The sequence below is a fragment of the Nitrobacter sp. TKz-YC01 genome, assembly GCF_047824785.1.
Lineage (GTDB): Bacteria > Pseudomonadota > Alphaproteobacteria > Rhizobiales > Xanthobacteraceae > Nitrobacter.
This window is the reverse complement of record NZ_CP181167.1, coordinates 1922387-1941054: the sequence shown is the minus strand read 5'-3', so window position 1 is coordinate 1941054 and position 18668 is coordinate 1922387. Positions and strand designations below refer to the sequence as shown.

General features: G+C 61.4%; 15 protein-coding genes and 1 pseudogene. 5 read left to right on the top strand and 11 right to left on the bottom strand.

All coding sequences use genetic code 11. The features are described 5' to 3' along the window. Positions 1-125 precede the first annotated feature (125 nt). Both aspS and ACMYR2_RS09130 read left to right on the top strand, forming a co-directional pair. On the top strand, positions 126-1898 hold the full coding sequence (gene aspS, locus ACMYR2_RS09135) for an aspartate--tRNA ligase (protein WP_347263311.1): 1773 nt from the start codon (positions 126-128) through the stop codon (positions 1896-1898). A 123-nt stretch (positions 1899-2021) separates the two neighbouring features. Next, positions 2022-4304, top strand: a complete 2283-nt coding sequence (locus ACMYR2_RS09130) for an NADP-dependent malic enzyme (RefSeq protein WP_347263310.1) — start codon at positions 2022-2024, stop codon at positions 4302-4304. A gap of 123 nt (positions 4305-4427) precedes the next feature. Here the strand turns inward: ACMYR2_RS09130 and ACMYR2_RS09125 are convergent, their stop codons facing one another. The 3 genes from ACMYR2_RS09125 to ACMYR2_RS09115 form a co-directional block, all read right to left on the bottom strand. Then, on the bottom strand, positions 4428-4982 hold the full coding sequence (locus ACMYR2_RS09125) for a dihydrofolate reductase (RefSeq protein WP_347263309.1): 555 nt from the start codon (positions 4980-4982) through the stop codon (positions 4428-4430). Positions 4983-5003: 21 nt separating this feature from the next. Continuing rightward, positions 5004-5948 (bottom strand): polysaccharide deacetylase family protein, encoded by a 945-nt coding sequence (locus ACMYR2_RS09120; protein ID WP_347263332.1) that lies wholly within the window; start codon positions 5946-5948, stop codon positions 5004-5006. Positions 5949-6107: 159 nt separating this feature from the next. Continuing rightward, entirely contained in the window at positions 6108-7808 is a 1701-nt protein-coding gene (locus ACMYR2_RS09115; protein WP_416194037.1) for a L,D-transpeptidase family protein, read from the bottom strand. Between the two features lie 57 nt (positions 7809-7865). Between ACMYR2_RS09115 and ACMYR2_RS09110 the strand changes: the two genes are divergently transcribed. Further along, a complete protein-coding gene (locus tag ACMYR2_RS09110) occupies positions 7866-8345 on the top strand; it encodes a CreA family protein (RefSeq protein ID WP_347263331.1) in 480 nt (159 codons plus the stop codon). A 245-nt stretch (positions 8346-8590) separates the two neighbouring features. Here ACMYR2_RS09110 and ACMYR2_RS09105 read toward each other — a convergent pair whose 3' ends face one another. From ACMYR2_RS09105 to yghU, 6 genes and pseudogenes are all read right to left on the bottom strand, one after another. Continuing rightward, a complete protein-coding gene (locus ACMYR2_RS09105) occupies positions 8591-8806 on the bottom strand; it encodes a DUF6719 family protein (protein WP_347263330.1) in 216 nt (71 codons plus the stop codon). Positions 8807-8993: 187 nt separating this feature from the next. Next, positions 8994-9293 (bottom strand): hypothetical protein, encoded by a 300-nt coding sequence (locus ACMYR2_RS09100; RefSeq protein WP_347263307.1) that lies wholly within the window; start codon positions 9291-9293, stop codon positions 8994-8996. Between the two features lie 360 nt (positions 9294-9653). Then, positions 9654-10327, bottom strand: a pseudogene (locus tag ACMYR2_RS09095) (DUF2161 domain-containing phosphodiesterase). Positions 10328-10363: 36 nt separating this feature from the next. Continuing rightward, the gene (fabA, locus tag ACMYR2_RS09090) at positions 10364-10906 is read right to left on the bottom strand and encodes a bifunctional 3-hydroxydecanoyl-ACP dehydratase/trans-2-decenoyl-ACP isomerase (RefSeq protein ID WP_347263306.1); all 543 of its coding nucleotides are present in this window, start codon (positions 10904-10906) and stop codon (positions 10364-10366) included. A gap of 315 nt (positions 10907-11221) precedes the next feature. Continuing rightward, the gene (fabG, locus tag ACMYR2_RS09085) at positions 11222-11902 is read right to left on the bottom strand and encodes a 3-oxoacyl-ACP reductase FabG (RefSeq protein WP_416194036.1); all 681 of its coding nucleotides are present in this window, start codon (positions 11900-11902) and stop codon (positions 11222-11224) included. A 47-nt stretch (positions 11903-11949) separates the two neighbouring features. Next, on the bottom strand, positions 11950-12822 hold the full coding sequence (yghU, locus tag ACMYR2_RS09080) for a glutathione-dependent disulfide-bond oxidoreductase (RefSeq protein WP_347263304.1): 873 nt from the start codon (positions 12820-12822) through the stop codon (positions 11950-11952). Positions 12823-12993: 171 nt separating this feature from the next. Here yghU and ACMYR2_RS09075 point away from each other — a divergent pair, with 171 nt between their 5' ends. Both ACMYR2_RS09075 and ACMYR2_RS09070 read left to right on the top strand, forming a co-directional pair. Next, the gene (locus ACMYR2_RS09075; protein WP_347263303.1) at positions 12994-13704 is read left to right on the top strand and encodes an ROK family protein; all 711 of its coding nucleotides are present in this window, start codon (positions 12994-12996) and stop codon (positions 13702-13704) included. A 50-nt stretch (positions 13705-13754) separates the two neighbouring features. After that, positions 13755-13910 (top strand): hypothetical protein, encoded by a 156-nt coding sequence (locus tag ACMYR2_RS09070; protein WP_347263302.1) that lies wholly within the window; start codon positions 13755-13757, stop codon positions 13908-13910. 214 nt (positions 13911-14124) lie between these two features. Here ACMYR2_RS09070 and ACMYR2_RS09065 read toward each other — a convergent pair whose 3' ends face one another. Together ACMYR2_RS09065 and ACMYR2_RS09060 are read right to left on the bottom strand one after the other, a co-directional pair. Continuing rightward, on the bottom strand, positions 14125-14682 hold the full coding sequence (locus ACMYR2_RS09065; RefSeq protein ID WP_416194035.1) for a DUF6680 family protein: 558 nt from the start codon (positions 14680-14682) through the stop codon (positions 14125-14127). Positions 14683-14832: 150 nt separating this feature from the next. Further along, positions 14833-18657, bottom strand: a complete 3825-nt coding sequence (locus ACMYR2_RS09060; RefSeq protein WP_416194034.1) for a vitamin B12-dependent ribonucleotide reductase — start codon at positions 18655-18657, stop codon at positions 14833-14835. Positions 18658-18668: the final 11 nt, after the last annotated feature.

Below are 18668 nucleotides of genomic sequence, written 5' to 3'. Positions count from 1 at the left end.
CCGCTCTTTCAGGTTCCGCCTCTCGGTTGCCGCGCACCTTTCGCTCGGGTAAACCCCTGACGCTCGACCATCCGGCGGCCCGTCCGACCCCTGTTCCGCCTCTGACGCCTTCTTGCAGGATTCCCATGCATCGCTATCGGTCCCATACCTGCGGCGCGCTCCGCGACAGCCACATCGACCAGACCGTCCGCCTGTCAGGCTGGTGCCATCGGATCCGCGATCATGGCGGGGTTCTGTTCATCGACCTGCGCGACCATTACGGCCTGACCCAGTGCGTGGCCGATCCGGACTCCCCGGCCTTCGCGCTGGCGGAGAAGTTGCGCTCGGAGTGGGTGGTGCGGATCGACGGCAAGGCGCGGCGCCGTCCCGCGGGGACCGAAAATCCGGAACTGCCGACCGGTGACGTCGAGATCTATGTCACCGAGATCGAGGTACTGGGACCCGCCGCCGAATTGCCGCTGCCGGTGTTCGGTGAACAGGAATATCCTGAAGATATAAGGCTTAAGTACCGTTTCCTCGACCTTCGTCGCGAGAATCTGCATCAGAACATCATGACCCGCGGCGCTATCGTCGATTCGATGCGCAAGCGCATGAAAGAGCAGGGGTTCTTCGAATTCCAAACTCCGATCCTGACGGCTTCCTCGCCGGAAGGCGCGCGCGACTTCCTGGTTCCCTCGCGCATTCATCCCGGCAAGTTCTATGCGCTGCCGCAGGCGCCGCAGCAGTACAAGCAACTGCTGATGATGTCGGGCTTCGACCGCTACTTCCAGATCGCGCCATGCTTCCGCGACGAGGACCCGCGCGCCGACCGCCTGCCGGGCGAGTTCTATCAGCTCGACCTTGAGATGAGCTTTGTCGAACAGGATGATGTTTTCGCTGCGGTTGAGCCGGTCATTACCAGCGTGTTCGAGGAGTTCGCTAAGGGCAAGCCTGTCACCCGGAACTGGCCGCGCATTCCGTTCGCTGAAAGCTTGCGCAAGTACGGCACCGACAAGCCCGACTTGCGCAACCCGCTGCTGATGCAGGACGTCTCCGAGCACTTCCGCGGCTCCGGCTTCAAGGTGTTCGCCCGGATGCTTGAGGATTCGAAGAACCAGGTCTGGGCGATTCCCGGGCCCGGCGGCGGCAGCCGGGCGTTCTGCGACCGCATGAACTCGTGGGCACAGGGCGAGGGCCAGCCCGGCCTCGGCTACATCATGTGGCGCGAAGGCGGCGAGGGCGCGGGTCCGCTCGCCAACAACATCGGTCCGGAGCGGACCGAGGCGATTCGAGTCCAGCTTGGCCTCAAGGCAGGTGACGCCGCATTCTTCGTGGCTGGCGATCCGGCGAAATTCTGGAAGTTCGCGGGGCTCGCCCGCACCAGGCTCGGCGAGGAGTTGAACCTGATCGACAAGGACCGGTTCGAATTGGCCTGGATCGTCGATTTCCCGATGTATGAGTACAATGAAGAAGACAAGAAGATCGACTTTTCGCACAATCCCTTCTCGATGCCGCAGGGCGGGCTCGACGCGCTCAACACCCAGGACCCGCTGACGATCAAGGCGTTCCAGTACGACATTACCTGCAACGGCTACGAGATCGCCTCCGGCGGCATTCGCAACCATCGGCCCGAAGCGATGGTGAAGGCGTTCGAAATCGCGGGCTATGGCGAGAACGAGGTGGTCGAGCGGTTCGGCGGCATGTACCGCGCGTTTCAATACGGCGCGCCGCCGCATGGCGGCATGGCGGCCGGCGTCGATCGCATCGTCATGCTGCTCTGCGGCACCACCAATCTGCGCGAGATTTCGCTGTTTCCGATGAACCAGCGGGCCGAAGACCTGCTGATGGGCGCGCCGTCGGAGGTCGCTCCGAAGCAGTTGCGCGAGCTTCATATCCGGCTCAATCTGCCGCAGAATTAACGCCTCGATTCCAGCGTCATTGCGAGCATCGCTCGGGCGCTTTGGCTTGGGCCGGCGAGCCACCGCGCACCATCGTCAGAACCCACGCCGGGAGCTGACGAGGGCGGCAAGGAGCGTTGCAACGTGTCGTATTCAGAGGATCTTCGCTCCGCCGCGCTGTCCTTTCATCGCTCACCACGTCCCGGCAAGCTCGAAATCCAGCCGACAAAGCCGCTCGCCAACCAGCGCGACCTCGCGCTGGCCTATTCGCCCGGCGTCGCCGCGGCCTGCGAGGAGATCGTCGCCGATCCGGCGGAAGCCGCCACGCTGACCGGCCGGGCCAATCTGGTCGCGGTGGTGTCGAACGGCACGGCCGTGCTCGGTCTTGGCAATATCGGACCGCTCGCCTCCAAGCCCGTGATGGAAGGCAAGGCGGTCCTGTTCAAGAAATTCGCCGGCATCGACGTGTTCGATATCGAGATCGCCGCCGACACCATCGAGCGCGTGGTGGAGACGGTCGCGGCGCTGGAGCCGACCTTCGGCGGGATCAACCTTGAGGACATCAAGGGACCGGAGTGCTTTGAGATCGAGGAGCGCCTGAAGGCCCGGATGAAGATTCCGGTGTTCCATGACGACCAGCACGGCACCGCGATCATCGTCGCGGCCGCGGTCTCCAACGCCCTGCTGCTGAACGGCAAAACGCTTGCGGAAGTGAAGATCGTTGCTTCCGGCGCGGGCGCGGCCGCCATCGCCTGCCTCAACCTGCTGGTGTCGATGGGCGCGCAGCGCAAGAACATCTGGGTCTGCGACATCGACGGCCTGGTCCACGAGGGCCGCGATACGCTGATGGACAAGTGGAAGGCGGCTTATGCGCAGAAGACGGACAAACGCAAGCTGGCGGAGGTGATCACGGGCGCGGATGTGTTTCTTGGCGTCTCCGCCGGCGGGGTGCTGACGCCGGAGATGGTCGCGCAGATGGCGGACAGGCCGCTGGTGCTGGCGCTCGCCAACCCTGTTCCGGAAATCATGCCGGAAGAGGCACGCAAGACGCGGCCCGATGCCATGATCTGCACCGGGCGTTCGGACTTTCCCAATCAGGTGAACAACGTCCTGTGCTTTCCCTTTATCTTCCGCGGCGCTCTCGACGTCGGCGCCACCGCGATCAATGAGGAGATGAAGCTGGCCGCTGTCGATGCCATCGCCAGGCTCGCGCGCGAACCGCCGCTTGACGCGGCAATCCGGTTTGATAGCGAGACTCAAGGCTTCGGACCCGGCTCCCTGATTCCCGGTCCGTTCGATCCCCGGCTGATCCTGCGCATCGCGCCCGCTGTCGCGAAGGCCGCCATGGCCTCGGGGGTGGCGACGCGGCCGATCACGAATTTCGACGAGTACCACGCGCGGCTTGAACGCTTTGCCTTCCGGTCCGGCCTCGTCATGAAACCGGTATTCGCGGAGGCGAAGAAGCAGCCGTTTCGGGTGATCTACGCCGAGGGCGAGGATATGCGGGTGCTGCAGGCAACCCAGCAGGTGCTTGAGGAGCAACTGGCCCGCCCGATCCTGGTCGGCCGCCCGTCCGTGGTGGAGACGCGGATCAAGCGCCTCGGCCTTGCCATCAAGGCGGGCAGGGATTTCGATCTGATCAACCCCGAGGACGATCCCCGTTACCGCTCCTATGTGCAGTCCTATATCGATGTCGCCGGCCGGCACGGCGCGACGCCGGACGTCGCCCGCACCACGATCCGCACCAACGCGACGGTGATCGCCGCGCTCGCGGTGGTGCGAGACGAAGCTGATGCGATGCTGTGCGGCGTCGAAGGCAGCTATATGCGGCACCTCCGGCACATCCGGGAGATCATCGGGTATCTGCCCGGAACGAGCGACTTCGCCGCGCTGTCGCTGATGATCACCGGCAAGGGCGCCTATTTCATCGCGGATACGCAGGTGCGCCCGAACCCGTCCGCGGATGAACTGGCTGATATCGCGGCCCAGGCCGCGGTGCATGTTCAGCGCTTCAACATCACGCCGAAGATCGCTTTCGTGTCGCATTCCGATTTCGGCAGCTACGACACCGAATCGGCGCGCAAGGCGCGCCGGGCGACCGAGATTTTCACCGCCCGACATCCCGATATCGAGGCTGACGGTGAAATGCAGGGCGATACCGCCCTGTCGGAGTCCGCGCGACAGTTGATCCTGCCGCATTCCCGGCTAACCGGCGTCGCCAACGTTCTGATCCTGCCCAACCTCGATGCGGCGAACGCGGCCTATCAGATGATCAAGGTGCTCGGCAACGGGCTGCTGGTCGGGCCTATCCTGATCGGTCCCGCGCGTCCCGCGCACATTCTCACTCCGTCAGTGACGGCGCGCGGCATACTCAACATGACGGCCATTGCCGTGGTCGAAGCGCAGGAACGCGCGACGCGTATCTAGAGCGTTTTCGAGCGAAGCATATCCTCGGGCTTGACCCGAGGATGGACACCGGTTCGCGTGAAGAAACCGCGACAAAATAAATTCATAGAGCCCGCTTCTGATTCAATCAGAAGCGGAAAGGCTCTAACCCTGCGGCCGACGCCACGCGGTGACGCGAACGTCGTTCTTCGCATCGAGAATCCGGACCTCGCGAGGCTGAAGGCCGTGCGCCGCCAGCACAGCTTGCGGTGAGCTATCCGGAACGGCAGGAAAGCAGCCTTCGCCTCCGGGCAGCCTCACATGCGGAGCTTCCGATAGCCAGAACGTGTCGTAGCGATCGAGAAACATCTCGAAAACTGAAGGTCCACCGATGATCGCGGCCGTTCCCTCGCGCACGCCGGCATGGGCGCAGGCGTCCGCGAACGAAGCGCCGGCGGGATTCCATAAGGTCGCCTTTTCGTTTTCGGGGTCATCCTCAAGAGCGGCTACGCGGCTGGTGAGGATGATCCTTTTGCGACGCGGAGAGTTGGGCTGATCCTCGAACGAATTGCGCCCGTGAACGACGACAGCCGCGCCATCAAGACCCGACGTGAAGAATTCGAGATCACCCTTGAACTTCAGCGCTTCGGGCATCACCCGGTTGGCATCGGCAAGCATTCCGTCAGCCGACACGATAACGTAACCCTCGACACGAAGCATTTTGCGTTCCAGATCGTCGCGCTATTCGGAGATCGTCTGAACCACGCTATTGACCGGCCGCGTGCTCACGGTCGGCAACTTCGTATCCTTCTTCAGTTCCTCATCATATTGCGCGAGCGTCTGGACGGGGGCCTTGGCCTTCATCTGCACCACTTTGTAGCCTCCTGCCTTGAGCCGGCGCAGAACCTCGGGAAGCGCCTCGGCCGTGCGTTTCTGGAAATCGTGCATCAGGATGATGCCCTTGCCGACCTTGTCCAGCTTCTTGAAGATGTTGTCGACCACCTGTTCCGGCTTGCGCGCCTTGAAGTCGAACGAATCGACGTCGCAGGAAAACATCGCGATGTTTCGTTCGCCCAGATACGTCACCAGTTCCGGCGGGTGCTGAAGCGCCGGGAAACGGAAAAACGGCGAGGGTTCAGCCTCAAGCGCCCACTTGACGGCGCTGAATCCTTTCTCGACTTCGTCCTTACGCTGTTCCGTGGAGAGCTTCTTGTTGTTCAGATTGGCATGAGACCAGGTGTGGCCACCGATGGTATGGCCGGCGGCGGCGACATTCCGCAAAATCTCGGGATGATACGTCGCGTGCTTTCCGATCGAGAAAAAGATGCCGGTGGTGCACTGATCGGCAAGCGCCTTCAGCACGGCTGGCGTAGTTCCGGGCCATGGGCCGTCATCGAACGTCAACACCACTTCCTTGTCACGGAGGAAGTCGAGTTGCTTGAAATGCTCGAAGCCGAAGCCCGGACCGCCCGTCGTGTCGATCTGGACCACGCGTGCGACACCGAGTGCGTCGGGGTTTCCGTTACAGGCGACCTGCGGTCCGCTGGCCCGCGCGGGAACCGGCGCGGTATTCTGCGCTCCCTTGGGTGCCGGTGTCTGCGACCAAGCAGGTGTCTGCGACCAGGCAACCGTGGCGGCGCACAACGAAACCGCGCCTGCAAAAATCAGCCCCGTCGTTATGCGCATCTCGATCACCACCCCAAAAGGTTTCGTAGTTGAGTCGTCCACTTTGTATCCTATAGCGTTTTCGAGCGAAGTGGAATCCGGGTTCGCTCGAGAACGCTACAGGACCGCGCTACGCGTGACATGCCGCCCAGCAAAATCCCGAACGGTTGAATCGTCACATTATGGCAGCTTGACGATGAAGTCGGTGCCTTCACCCGTTTCGCCGCTCCCCCCGATCCCCTGATCCGAGATCACGATCGAGTCTCCCGTCGAAAGGGCGCTTGCGATTTTCGCCATGACGTCCTCTGGAAAGGAGACGCGATCCAGCGCTTCGGTGGGACTGTCCGGAACCGAAACGGGTCTGGCGGTCGCGTCGGCCACCTTCGTTTGCCGGGCGGGCTGGTTTTTTGAAATGTGAACCCGATCGGCGCGGTGCGCGAGAGCCGGGAGCGAGACCACCGACCAGCGGAAGTCATCCTTGCTGTCCCTGGTCGTTCTCGCCGTGAACACATGTGTTCCCAGGGGCCGATCCCTTGCGGCGATCGTGATGGGAGCATCGAATATCGGCGAGAAGTTCTGCCGCACATAGATCTTGCTGTCCTTGCCGCTGACGAAGACCGCGATCCGGTCGCTGCGCTTCAGTGCGGAGATCGCCATAAGCCCGGTTTCCTCGGCGCTTGCAGGAGCAGGAGAGGACTGCGACTGGTCCTCCGGCATTGCCGGAGTTCCAGCCGGGGAGGCCGCCGTATCTCCGTCAACCTTGACCGCCGCCGTGACCGTGACCTCGGCGCCCTGCGCATTTTCTGAATCGGCCTTGACCGGCTCGGCGGCCGCCTCAGGCGTTGCGGTAATAGACTCACCGGTCGCGGGCGAATCGGACGCACCCGATGAAACCTCGACTTGCGGCGTGGCATCGCTGGCGGCGGAGGCTTTCACCTCGGCCGGCGCGGCCTCGGACTCAGGACGGCGGGTTGCCAGCAGCGGGTGCGAAAAATCAGCGGGCGTCACCTCGCCGGGCGTGATGATGACCCTCGCGCCAATCCTGGTCCAACTCCACATCTTGACCGCGAAGTCCATCGGCATTCGGATACATCCGTGCGATGCCGGATAACCCGGAAGCGCGCCGGCGTGCATCGCGATGCCCGACCAGGTGATGCGTTGCATGTAGGGCATCGGCGCGTTGCTGTAGATGTTCGAGCGATGCCATTTTCGCTTTTGAATGACGCTGAAAACCCCCATTGGAGTGGAGTGGCCGCGCATTCCGGTCGACACCGGCGTTTCGGCGAAAAGGCCGTTGCCGTCGTAGACCTTCATAGTTTGCCGGCGGATTGAAACGGCAATGATGACCGGACCGTTCGGCTTCCGTATGACCTTGGCTGCCGGTTCTGGCTTTGAAAGACGGCGAGGTTTGGATTCGTGCGCCTGCGGCCTCGTCACGGGCGGCGGCGGGGGAGGCGCCTCGATATAAACCTCCGGATAATCCTCCTGCCAGAAGAACTGGCTGTGAGCGGGTGATCCGAGCCCGATCAGGATCGCGGTCACCAGTCCAATCCCCACGTGCGGCGGGCGGCGATATGCACCCGCGCGAACCAGGGGAAAATTGGCGGACAACGAATGCCGCCGTATCACGCGCAGGAAAGACCAATATTCACTCACGCCTTCGTCCCTCGAATCATGGTTCAGATGAGCGTCGCGGACGTCACGCCCGGCCGGCCCGTGTCGGTTCCCGGTCAGCCTACGCAGGGTAATGCAAAATCCTTCACACGACTCTAATTCTCGGCTTGCCGGACGACCCGGACCTTTTTTCGGAAACTTGAAGAACCTACATAGGCCGAACTCAGCAAATGGAGCTACCTGATGACATTTCGAGCTCGAATTCATGATGAGAGGCGCCGGACGGCTCAGACCTTTCTAGCCTTTATCGTTCTGGCGACCGCGATGCTCGCTGGAACATACGCCCACGCAGCAGACGAGCCCGACTTGATCTTTCGCCGCTCGACGGTTTTCAAGCTGCTGACGCCGAATGACAAGCTCGCGACGTATGGCGTCGACGATCCGGGGATCGAAGGTGTCGCATGTCATTTCACTGTACCCGAGAAGGGTGGCATCAAGGGCTGGCTCGGAGTGGCGGAGGAAGTCTCGGATATTTCGCTCGCCTGCCGCCAGACAGGACCGATACGCTTCAAGGAAAAGCTGAAGCAAGGCGATGACATATTCCGCCAGCGGCGTTCGCTGTTCTTCAAGAAGATGCAGATCGTACGGGGCTGTGACGCAAAACGAAACGTGCTGGTCTACATGGTTTACTCCGACCGGGTGATCGAAGGCTCGCCACAGAATTCGACGTCCTCGGTACCGATCATGCCATGGGGCGCCTCGGATACGGCCATGCAAAAATGCTCGGATTTCATTTCCGATTGAAGCGTTTTCGAGCGAAGTGGACACCGGTTCGCGTGAAGAAAACGCGCCAAAACAACAATCAAGAGCATGATCCCGACCCGAAGGGCCGCGCCAGCGCAAAGTGGATGACCTGTTCGCCGCAAGGAAATACGGCCAGACGATCACTTATGAAGCATGGTCCGACTCAACCTGATCGGATCATGCTCGATCAAACAGGAGTTCATTTCTAAGGAGATGCTCTTTCGCGCCTTGATCGTGGTACATGTTCATCGCTTCAAGCGGATCCGCGGTATGCACTTGCGTGCCCGGACGACGCCGGCCGGGGTCAGTTTCGTACCGGCGACTTCCTTGATCTCACCCGCGGGACAGGATCCGTCATCGACAAGAATGCGTTCGCCCAGTCGTAAATGCACGATGTCGGTCTCTCTCGAAACCTGCGACGCGTATGCGACAGGCGATACAACGATCAATGTGGCCGCCATCAAGGAGAATAGGCCGCGATGTTCCGGCATTCGATATCTTCTGTAGGTTCCAGGCGAAAGATGTCCGCGGGCTCAACTCGGACCATAGCGTTCTCGTAACGCGATTCTCCGGCTCTGAAGAACGTCAACTGTGCTCGTGAACGTAATAAAACAGTGCTTCTGCGGCTGCGGTAAAGACCTGTTCGCGTCAAAGCCGCTTGTCATTGGCGAATCTGCGGGCCACGCGACGCTCGACGACGACCGAACGGAGCGCACCTTGCTCACCCGCTATCACGCGCGTCGTGGGAGACCGCGTAACAGTTCGAGCGGTCTTCTTGACCTCCGCGTGAACGATATCGAACGGCATTCCAATCAGCGATGCCGCGATCTCCGCCTGCGAATCGAGATCGTCGGTGATCCCGGTAGCCGCGAAGATAGCCTCCTCCAACGTAGGGGGATCGCGGCGAACCCGCCGGATGCCATATTTTGTATGCCAGCCTTCACTCATCATTCGCCTCAATGGTTGCGCAAACCCGGCCCATGAAAATTGACGTGAAACGCCTCAACACACCATGACCATAATCGTTCGAAGACGACGGCCCTTCGAACGATCCGTCTCCGACATCCGCGCCTTTCGATTCAAATTCATAATACAGGCGTCGGCGTGACGAAGCGGGAAGTACAATCAAACGTTATCCTGCTCCAGGAACTCGGCACCTCATCTCAATATGGGGTCCGGAGTGGCAAAGCAGCTATGCATTTTGACGCGCTTTGCACATTGCCAGATGGAGAACGAACCCATGTGCGACATGCCGCCGCGCCTTGGTTGAAGACCCCAGCGCCTGACCAGAAGCCCGACCCGCTGAACTCATTCGATCGACACTGCTTCGCATGGGTGCTGCGGCCATCGCTTCAGCGCGTCCCTGCCGGCCTCGGTCAGGCCGTAAATTCCACGCTCGACGCGATCGAACCATCCATAGACATTGTGAAGAAGGATTCTTCCGGCGTCCGGATTCTCTCCTCTGAGATCCCGCACGCGACATGGACCTGCAACCATCGCGGCCGCGCAACTCAACGCCTGCTGGCGATACGCTGTCATGATCGGCGTCCGCGTGCTGCCGCCGGCGACAGGATCGCCCTTGCGGCGTTGATGCTCGATGACCAGGCGGGAGCGCTTTTTCGGATTGCGGCGCGGACTGACAGTGAGGGCGCCACCAATATCTCAACGCTCCCCTCTTGTGTCACCCCGAGCATTCCGAACCCGAGCCTCCGGCACAGGTTGCGATAGCGCGCGTCGCTCTCGCGGCCCTTGCCACGCATTGACAGCCTGGCGGCAAGCCAGACCTCATCGCACGCGCCCGCGCGCTCGACGCCTTGCAGGATAAGCTCCAGATTGAAACTCAGCTTTAGTTCGCCAATCACCACGACGGGCGGATCGTCGCCGTTCAGCGCAACCAGGTCGCAGCCTCCGACTTCGCCTTTGACCGAGAAACCGAGACTTTCCAGATGGCGTTTGACCGGAAGATAAAGCGAGGTTTCCACGATGCACGCTCAAGCCGACTCAATAGCCGGAGCTTATCAGCTTGCCGGTTCAATCGGCGATCCGGGAAGCTTCTTGAACAGGCCGAGCCGAAGATCCCTGGCATGATAGATCGTATCGCCGTCAACGCTGACCGTACCGTCGGCAATCGCCATCACCAGCTTCGAACGCATCACCCGTTTGATATCGACCGTGTAGGATATCTTGCGAGCGTGCGGCAGGATCTGACCTGTAAACTTCAAATCCCCAAGACCGAGAGCGCGCGCCCGCACATTCCGGTCGCGGCCAAGCCAGACCAGATAGAATCCCACCATCTGCCAAAGCCCGTCGAGACCAAGACAACCGGGCATCACCGGGTCGTTCTGAAAGTGGCATTGGAAGAACCAGAGGTTCGGTTTGATGTCGAGCTCGGTGCGCACCAGACCGCGTCCATATTTCCCGCCGCCTTCCGTGATCTCCGTGATGCGGTCGAACATCAGCATCGGCGGCAAAGGAAGTTTGGGTTCATCGGGGCCGAACATCTCGCCACGGCCGCAAGCCAGCAAGTCCTCGTAGTCATAGCTACTGCGAAGGTTAGGCATTTCGACCCTGATCCCCGCTGAAATGACGAAGGAAAGGTAACCGTGAATCTGAGTGAGGGGTGGGAACTTCTGGCCGCTACCCGAGATAGCAACAGCGGCATAATTACACGTTACGATAGAAACACAAGGGTCTAAAATCGGGTTCTAAAACGTTTCCAGGCAAGAACGTCCTCGGGCTTTCCCCGCAGAGGGAATTTATTGGCCCACGTGAAGACGACTCGTCAAACAGCAGGATTCGCTTCCAGCCTCACCAGAAGCGAATCCCGGGAAAGGAGACTGTTATATTCAATTATTTATAACGATACAAATCGCGATTCAAACGCGTCCGCGCACGGGAAGCAGCGCTCCGGTCACGCCGCTCGCCGCATCGCTTGCCAGAAACAAAATGACATTCGCCAGTTCGTCCGCCGTCACCCAGGTCGCGAAATCCGCTTTAGGCATATCCCTGCGATTGGCCGGCGTGTCGATCGTCGAGGGCAGGACGGCGTTGACGGTCACCTTGCCTTTCAGCTCGGAGGCAAGCGCTTCGGTCAGCCGATGCACGGCCGCTTTCGACGCGGCATAGGCGCCCATGCCGGCGCCGGCCTGCAAGGCTCCCATCGCGCCGATGTTGACGATACGTCCGGCGCCGGACGCAATCAGATGCGGGATCGCGGCACGCGAGGCGTTCAGCGCGGTCGTCAGATTGACGGCGTGGAGGCGCTGCCAGGTCTTCGGGTCGCCGTCCGCGACGGTTTCGAAGGCAAACGCGCCGGCAATATTGACGAGAGCGTCGAGCCGGCCGAAATGCGCGGCCGCCGCATCGACGGCTTGCGAGGCCTGTGCGGGGTCAGCCAGATCGACGCCGCCGAACTCGATCCGGTCGGCGGCAGCATCGCCCTTTGCCACAGCGCGGTTGATGCAGGCCACCCTGGCGCCGCGCGTGATGGCGGCTTCCACGACCACCTTGCCCAGCGCGCCGGAAGCTCCGGTGACAACGATGACCTTTCCTTGCATTGCATGAGCCTCCAGCCCGGAATGGCCGCTAATGAGGGGGGAGGGTGTCAACCCTGCTTCGCCAGCTTGTCCTGCGTCCGGGTCTCGAAATCCGAGGCGTCGTGGCGCTCGTGAAGCTGGCTTGCGGGATCACCGGAGGTGCGGTTGACGATGCGGCCGCGCTTCACCGCGGGCCGCGCGGCAATCTGCGCCGTCCAGCGCTGCACGTTCCTGTAGCTCTGGACGTCGAGGAAGGTTGCGCTGTCGCCGTAGAGCCTGCCCTCGGCCAGGCCGCCATACCACGGCCACACCGCCATGTCCGCGATCGTGTACTCGTCGCCGGCAAGAAATTCATTATCCTTGAGCCGGCGGTCGAGCACATCCATTTGCCGCTTCGTTTCCATCGCAAAGCGATTGATGGCATATTCGATCTTCTCCGGCGCATAGTTGTAGAAATGCCCGAATCCCCCGCCGAGATAGGGCGCGCTCCCCATCTGCCAGAACAGCCAGGACAGGCATTCCGCGCGCGCCGCCGTCGCCCTCGGGATGAATTCGCGGAACTTCTCAGCGAGATGCAGGAGGATCGCGCCGGATTCGAACACGCGAAACGGCACGGGTCTCGAACGATCAACAAGCGCCGGTATCTTCGAGTTCGGATTGACCTCGACAAACCCCGAGCCGAACTGCTCGCCGTCGATCTGGATCAGCCACGCATCATATTCCGCGCCGGCATGGCCGCGTGCGAGCAGTTCCTCGAACATGATCGTGACCTTCTGGCCGTTCGGCGTTCCCCGCGAATAAAGCTGGAAGGGGTGCTTGCCGACGGGCAGCACCTTTTCGTGAGTTGCGCCGGCGGTCGGCCGGTTGACCGAAGCGAATCTGCCGCCATTCTCCTTATCAAAGGTCCAGACTTTGGGCGGCGCATAGGGGGCGTCGGTCATCAAGAAGCACTCCGGAACAGCGAGCATGATAGTGAGAGAAGCAGTACAAGGCAGAGTTAGGCCCGAATTTGAAAGCCTGCAAGCGCCGGGAGCAATCGAGAGGCGCTACCGTTTGAGATCGATGCTTTTGAAGCGCCGCTGGCCGCGCATCAGATGTTTTGAGGACCGACCATGAAGGCAGCACGCTCCAGCCGGATGAACCGCACCATCCTCGCGATCGACGTCGGCGGGTCCAATGTCAAGATGATGACCAATACGGACCGCGATCCGCGCAAATTCAAATCCGGACCTGACCTCACGGCGGAGCAGATGGTGCGCAAGGTCGCGGCCCTGGCGAAGGACTGGTCCTTCGACGTGATTTCGATCGGCTATCCCGGTCCGGTCTGCGGCAATCGTCCGCTGCGCGAGCCCGTCAATCTCGGCGAGGGATGGAAGGGCTTCGATTTTCAGAAGGCTTTCGGCAAGCCGACCCGCGTCGTCAACGACGCGCTGATGCAGGCGCTCGGCGGCTATCGCGGCGGGCGGATGCTGTTTCTCGGGCTCGGCACCGGGCTCGGCTCCGCGATGATCGTCGACGGCGAGCCGGAGCCGATGGAATTGGCGCACCTGACGTACCGGAAGGGAAAGACCTTTGAGGATTACGCCGGGAAGGCCGGGCGGAAACGCCGCGGCGACAGGAAATGGCGCAAGCATGTCTTCGACATCGTCGTGCACCTTACGGCCGCGCTCGAACCGGACGAGGTGCTGATCGGCGGCGGCAACGTCAGGCATCTGGAAAAGCTGCCGCCGAAATCGCGGCGCGGCGACAACGCCGATGCGTTCGAGGGCGGGTTTCGGTTATGGGATCAGACCGGTGTGGACGCGCGGGCAAGGGTGCGTTAAGCGCTTCCTGCGCGTGAGGCTTACGGCCGGCGGCGACGGAGGTTTGAACAATGAACGATTTCAGGGAATGGCGCAGCTCGACGCGAGAATACAACGGGGCGCCGAATATGAGCAAACGCCGCAAGAACGTCTACGTGATAGTCGGCGCGTTACTGCTGGTTGCCTTCTTCGTCGGACTGGTGGTTATCAAACACCTCGGCATTTGATGAATTCGGCATGGGATGAGCTTGCCGGCGCTGCGGGGGGACTCGGCTTAGCGATGCAAACGTTCGTCTTTTGAAGGGACGTGAGCGGTCATGCTTCAGATGTATTCGACAAAAGTGCAGTTTTCCATAGCAACGGCGAAGTAGGCGCAATTGCAAAGCGTACCGCGCCACATATGCAAGATGAGGGTAGCTGATTACGCTGTGAAAACACTCTTTAACGAGCTGTAAGGAGGGTTTGAATTTTAGCGAACTCAAGCGAGCTTGAGGAATCTATAGTTATCGGTAACGGTCTCTCACCCTCCAAGATTTGCTCTAAGCGTACTAGGATTTTACGTTGTCGTTCTTCAAGCTCACCATGCCCACGTGGGTAGTAAGCCCCGCGCATTAGTTGAACTCGATCAAAATCAAATCCAAGCGCATCCGACATTTTGAACATGAGCTCGGTGAACAGAGTATCGCGAGGCGAAGCCCATGTAGCTAAGCCGGCTTCGCTATCGTCAAATCGTTCGTTGAGCTTATCGGCGTAAAGTCTCCAAGAATCTCTTACCGCTTTTTCTTTTGATCCCTTTCCTCGAAACTCAAGTTCGATTCGATTAAGCGCTTGAACATGCTCATTAGAAAGCCGGGTCGCGCGAGATGCCATGAGGCAGTAAAAAATCTGCAACTGCCCACGCCTTCGTTCGGTTACTCGTTCGATCCACTTCTGTGCCTGCACAGCCAATATTGGCCCGAGAATAGTTGCAACGATTAGAAATCCATCCGTAGTCGTCATATGTAACTCCAGCACCACGTACCATATTTGTTCTCAAAAATAAGTCTACGACGTGCTCTCGCCGCAGACTTTAATTCCTTGTTGTCGCGCCCTCGCAGCATCTTGCTTTTGATTCCGCGCCGGCTCTCGATCTCGATAGTTGAGGATTGTTCAACTACACCCCGTCGTGCTTCCACACGTGTCGCACTTCATGCAGGTGCCGTTGCGGACCAGCGTGAAGTTGGCGCACTCCGGGCATATCTCACCCTCGTAGCCTTTTGCCTTCGCTTCGGCGCGGCGCTCGGCCTTGGTAGGCGTGACCGACGGCGCGGCGGCCTTGCTTCTCTGCTGCTGTTCAAGCCGTTCGGTCGGCGACAGATCGTGACCGGTGTCCTGCTTCAGCGCGGCCGCGCCTTCGAGCGTATCGCCGGCGCGTGAGGAGGAGAGGGCCGTGACGTTGGCTCCCCCAAGTGCGGAGGGAGCGGACGAACGCACGCTGTCATCGAGATTCACCCCACCCCGGCTCGCCGCGGCGTGCTCTTGCACGCCGGGGCTTGCCGACGCTCCCCCTCCAGGGGAGGGTACACCTCCGCGCATGACGACGAGGTTGTCGGTGCGCGAGCGGGTCAGCCCCTTCGACACATAGCGGGTGGCCTGCTGGCCTTCCGGCGTCTTGCCTTCGGCCACGCCCTTGCCGAGCGCATCGAAGCCGGTCTCCGACGGATCGACATGTGCGAGATCGTAGCGGCCCATGTAGCTGACGGCGAGTTCGCGGAATACGTAGTCGAGGATCGAGGTCGCGTACTTGATCGAGTCGTTGCCCTGCACCGGCCCTGCGGGTTCAAAGCGGGTGAAGGTGAAGGCGTCGACATATTCCTCCAGCGGCACGCCGTATTGCAGACCGAGCGACACCGCGATGGCGAAGTTGTTGATGAAGGAGCGTAGCGCCGCGCCTTCCTTGTGCATGTCGATGAAGATTTCGCCCAGGCGGCCGTCGTCATATTCGCCGGTGCGGACGTAAACCTTGTGGCCGCCGACCACGGCCTTCTGGGTATAGCCCTTGCGGCGGTCCGGCATCCTCTCGCGCTCGCGCAGCACGACGATGCGCTCCACCAGCTTCTCGACAACCTTTTCCGCCACCTGCGCGGTGCGCGCGGCCATCGGCTTGTCCATCAGCACCTCGATCGCGTCGTCGTCGCTGTCATCATCGGCGATGAGCTGCGAGTTGAGCGGCTGGGACAGTTTCGATCCGTCGCGGTAGAGCGCATTGGCCTTCAACGCGAGCTTCCACGACAGCAGATAGGCCGACTTGCAGTCTTCCACGGTGGCGTCGTTCGGCATGTTGATGGTTTTCGAGATCGCGCCCGAGATGAACGGCTGCGAAGCCGCCATCATGCGGATGTGGCTTTCGACCGAGAGATAGCGCTTGCCGATCTTGCCGCAGGGGTTGGCGCAGTCGAACACCGGATAGTGCTCGGCCTTGAGGTGCGGCGCGCCTTCCACCGTCATCGCGCCGCAGATGTGCACGTTGGCGGCCTCACATTCGCGCCTGCTGAAGCCGATCGCGGCGAGCAGGTCGAAGGCCGGCGAGGCGAGGGCGTCGGGAGCGACGCCGAGCGTGTCACGGATGAAGTCCTCGCCGAACGTCCATTTGTTGAAAGCGAACTTGATGTCGAACGCAGTCGGCAGCGCCTTTTCCACCTTTGCGATGGCCTCGTCGGTGAAGCCCTTGGCCTTCAGGGTGGAGACGTTGATGCCCGGCGCGTTGGACAGCGAGCCGTGGCCGACCGCATAGGCCTCGATCTCGGCGATCTCGCTCTCGCGATAGCCGAGCGCGCGCAGCGCCTCCGGCACCGCGCGATTGATGATCTTCCAATAGCCGCCGCCGGCCAGCTTCTTGAACTTCACCAGCGCGAAGTCGGGCTCGATGCCGGTGGTGTCGCAGTCCATGACCAGGCCGATGGTGCCGGTCGGCGCCACCACCGTGACCTGCGCATTGCGGTAGCCGTGCTGCTCGCCGAGCGCGAGGGCGTCATCCCACGCCCTGGTCGCGTGGGCGATCAGGTCCGCTTGAGGGCAGGAGGCGTGGTCCAGCGGCACCGGGTTGACCGCGAGCGCCTCATAGCCGTGCGCCTGACCGTGCGCGGCGCGGCGATGATTGCGGATCACGCGCAGCATATGGCCGGCGTTTTTCTTGTGGCCGGGAAACGCGCCGAGTTCTCCGGCCATTTCGGCGGAAGTCTTGTAAGCAATGCCGGTCATGATCGCGGTCAGCGCGCCGCACAGCGCGCGTCCTTCACGCGAGTCATAGGACAGGCCCATGGTCATCAGGAGGCCGCCGATGTTGGCGAAGCCGAGACCGAGCGTACGGAATTCATAGGAAAGCGCGGCGATCGCCTTCGACGGAAACTGCGCCATCAGCACCGATATCTCCAGCACGACGGTCCAGAGACGAACGGTGTGTTCGTATGCCTCCACGTCGAACTGCTTCGAGGCAGTGTCGTAGAACGTGATCAGGTTGGCGGAGGCGAGGTTGCAGGCGGTATCGTCGAGGAACATGTATTCCGAGCACGGATTCGACGCGCGGATGTCGCCGGACGCCTTGCAGGTGTGCCAGTCGTTCATCGTGGTGTTGAAGTGCAGGCCGGGATCGGCCGAGGCCCAGGCGGCGTAGCCGATCTTCTCCCAAAGCTCCCGCGCCTTGAGAGTCTTCGTCACCTTCCCGTTCGTGCGTCCCTTCAGATTCCAGTCGCCATCGGTCTCGACCGCGCGCAGGAAGTCGTCTTTCAGCGACACCGAATTGTTGGAGTTCTGGCCGGAGACGGTGAGATACGCCTCGGAATCCCAGTCGGTATCGTAGACTGGGAAGTCGATCTCCTTGTAGCCCTGCCGGGCGAACTGGATGACACGCTTGATGTAGTTGTCAGGCACCTGGGCGCGGCGGGCGAGCTTGATCTCGCGGCGCAGCGCCGGGTTCTTTTCCGGCAAGAAGCAGTCGTCGCCCGAGCCCTCGCAGTTGACGCAGGCGCGCATCACCGCCTTGAGGTGCTTCTGGTTGATCCTGGAGCCGGTGACGAGGGCGGCGACCTTCTGCTCCTCCTTCACCTTCCAGTCGATATACTGCTCGATATCAGGGTGATCGGCATCGACCACCACCATCTTGGCGGCGCGGCGCGTGGTCCCGCCGCTCTTGATGGCCCCAGCCGCGCGGTCGCCGATCTTGAGGAAACTCATCAGGCCGCTGGAGCGGCCGCCGCCCGAAAGTCGTTCGCCTTCGCCGCGCAACCGCGAGAAGTTGGAGCCGGTGCCGGAGCCGTATTTGAACAGGCGCGCCTCGCGCACCCACAGATCCATGATGCCGCCTTCATTGACGAGGTCGTCCTCGATGCCCTGGATGAAACAGGCGTGCGGCTGCGGGTGTTCATAGGACGACTTCGACCTGATCATCTTGCCGGTCTTGAAGTCGACGTAGTAGTGGCCCTGGCCGGGGCCATCGATGCCATAGGCCCAGTGCAGGCCGGTGTTGAACCACTGCGGCGAGTTCGGCGCCACCATCTGGCGCGCCAGCATGTAGCGCAGTTCCTCGTTGAAGGCCCGCGCGTCGTCTTCGGAGGTGAAGTAGCCGCCTTTCCAGCCCCAATAGGTCCAGCAGCCGGCCAGCCGGTCGAACACCTGCTTCGCCGAGGTTTCCCCGACGATGCGTTCGTTCTCGGGGAGGGCGGCGAGCGCCTCGGTATCGGGGACCGAGCGCCACAGCCACGAAGGGACCGTTTCCTCCTCGACTTTCTTCAGGCGCACCGCGACTCCGGCCTTCCGGAAGTACTTCTGCGCCAGCACATCGGAAGCGACCTGCGACCAGAATTCCGGCACTTCCACATTCTCGAGGCGAAACACCACCGAGCCGTCCGGGTTGCGGATCTCGCTCGTCGTCAGCCGGAAATCAATCCCGGCATAGGGTGAATGGCCGTCCCTGGTGTAGCGCCGTTCGAATCGCATTGCTTCGTGCC

Excerpts from the sequence above, each read along its gene's own strand:
- aspS (WP_347263311.1), top strand. The coding sequence starts at position 126 with ATGCATCGCTATCGGTCCCATACCTGCGGCGCGCTCCGCGACAGCCAC.
- ACMYR2_RS09125 (WP_347263309.1), bottom strand. The coding sequence starts at position 4,982 with ATGCTTCGTGTCGAGGGTTACGTTATCGTGTCGGCTGACGGAATGCTT.
- ACMYR2_RS09120 (WP_347263332.1), bottom strand. The coding sequence starts at position 5,948 with ATGCGCATAACGACGGGGCTGATTTTTGCAGGCGCGGTTTCGTTGTGC.
- ACMYR2_RS09115 (WP_416194037.1), bottom strand. The coding sequence starts at position 7,808 with ATGAATTCGAGCTCGAAATGTCATCAGGTAGCTCCATTTGCTGAGTTC.
- ACMYR2_RS09110 (WP_347263331.1), top strand. The coding sequence starts at position 7,866 with ATGCTCGCTGGAACATACGCCCACGCAGCAGACGAGCCCGACTTGATC.
- ACMYR2_RS09105 (WP_347263330.1), bottom strand. The coding sequence starts at position 8,806 with ATGGCGGCCACATTGATCGTTGTATCGCCTGTCGCATACGCGTCGCAG.
- ACMYR2_RS09100 (WP_347263307.1), bottom strand. The coding sequence starts at position 9,293 with ATGAGTGAAGGCTGGCATACAAAATATGGCATCCGGCGGGTTCGCCGC.
- fabA (WP_347263306.1), bottom strand. The coding sequence starts at position 10,906 with ATGCCTAACCTTCGCAGTAGCTATGACTACGAGGACTTGCTGGCTTGC.
- fabG (WP_416194036.1), bottom strand. The coding sequence starts at position 11,902 with ATGCAAGGAAAGGTCATCGTTGTCACCGGAGCTTCCGGCGCGCTGGGC.
- yghU (WP_347263304.1), bottom strand. The coding sequence starts at position 12,822 with ATGACCGACGCCCCCTATGCGCCGCCCAAAGTCTGGACCTTTGATAAG.
- ACMYR2_RS09075 (WP_347263303.1), top strand. The coding sequence starts at position 12,994 with ATGAAGGCAGCACGCTCCAGCCGGATGAACCGCACCATCCTCGCGATC.
- ACMYR2_RS09070 (WP_347263302.1), top strand. The coding sequence starts at position 13,755 with ATGAACGATTTCAGGGAATGGCGCAGCTCGACGCGAGAATACAACGGG.
- ACMYR2_RS09065 (WP_416194035.1), bottom strand. The coding sequence starts at position 14,682 with ATGACGACTACGGATGGATTTCTAATCGTTGCAACTATTCTCGGGCCA.
- ACMYR2_RS09060 (WP_416194034.1), bottom strand. The coding sequence starts at position 18,657 with ATGCGATTCGAACGGCGCTACACCAGGGACGGCCATTCACCCTATGCC.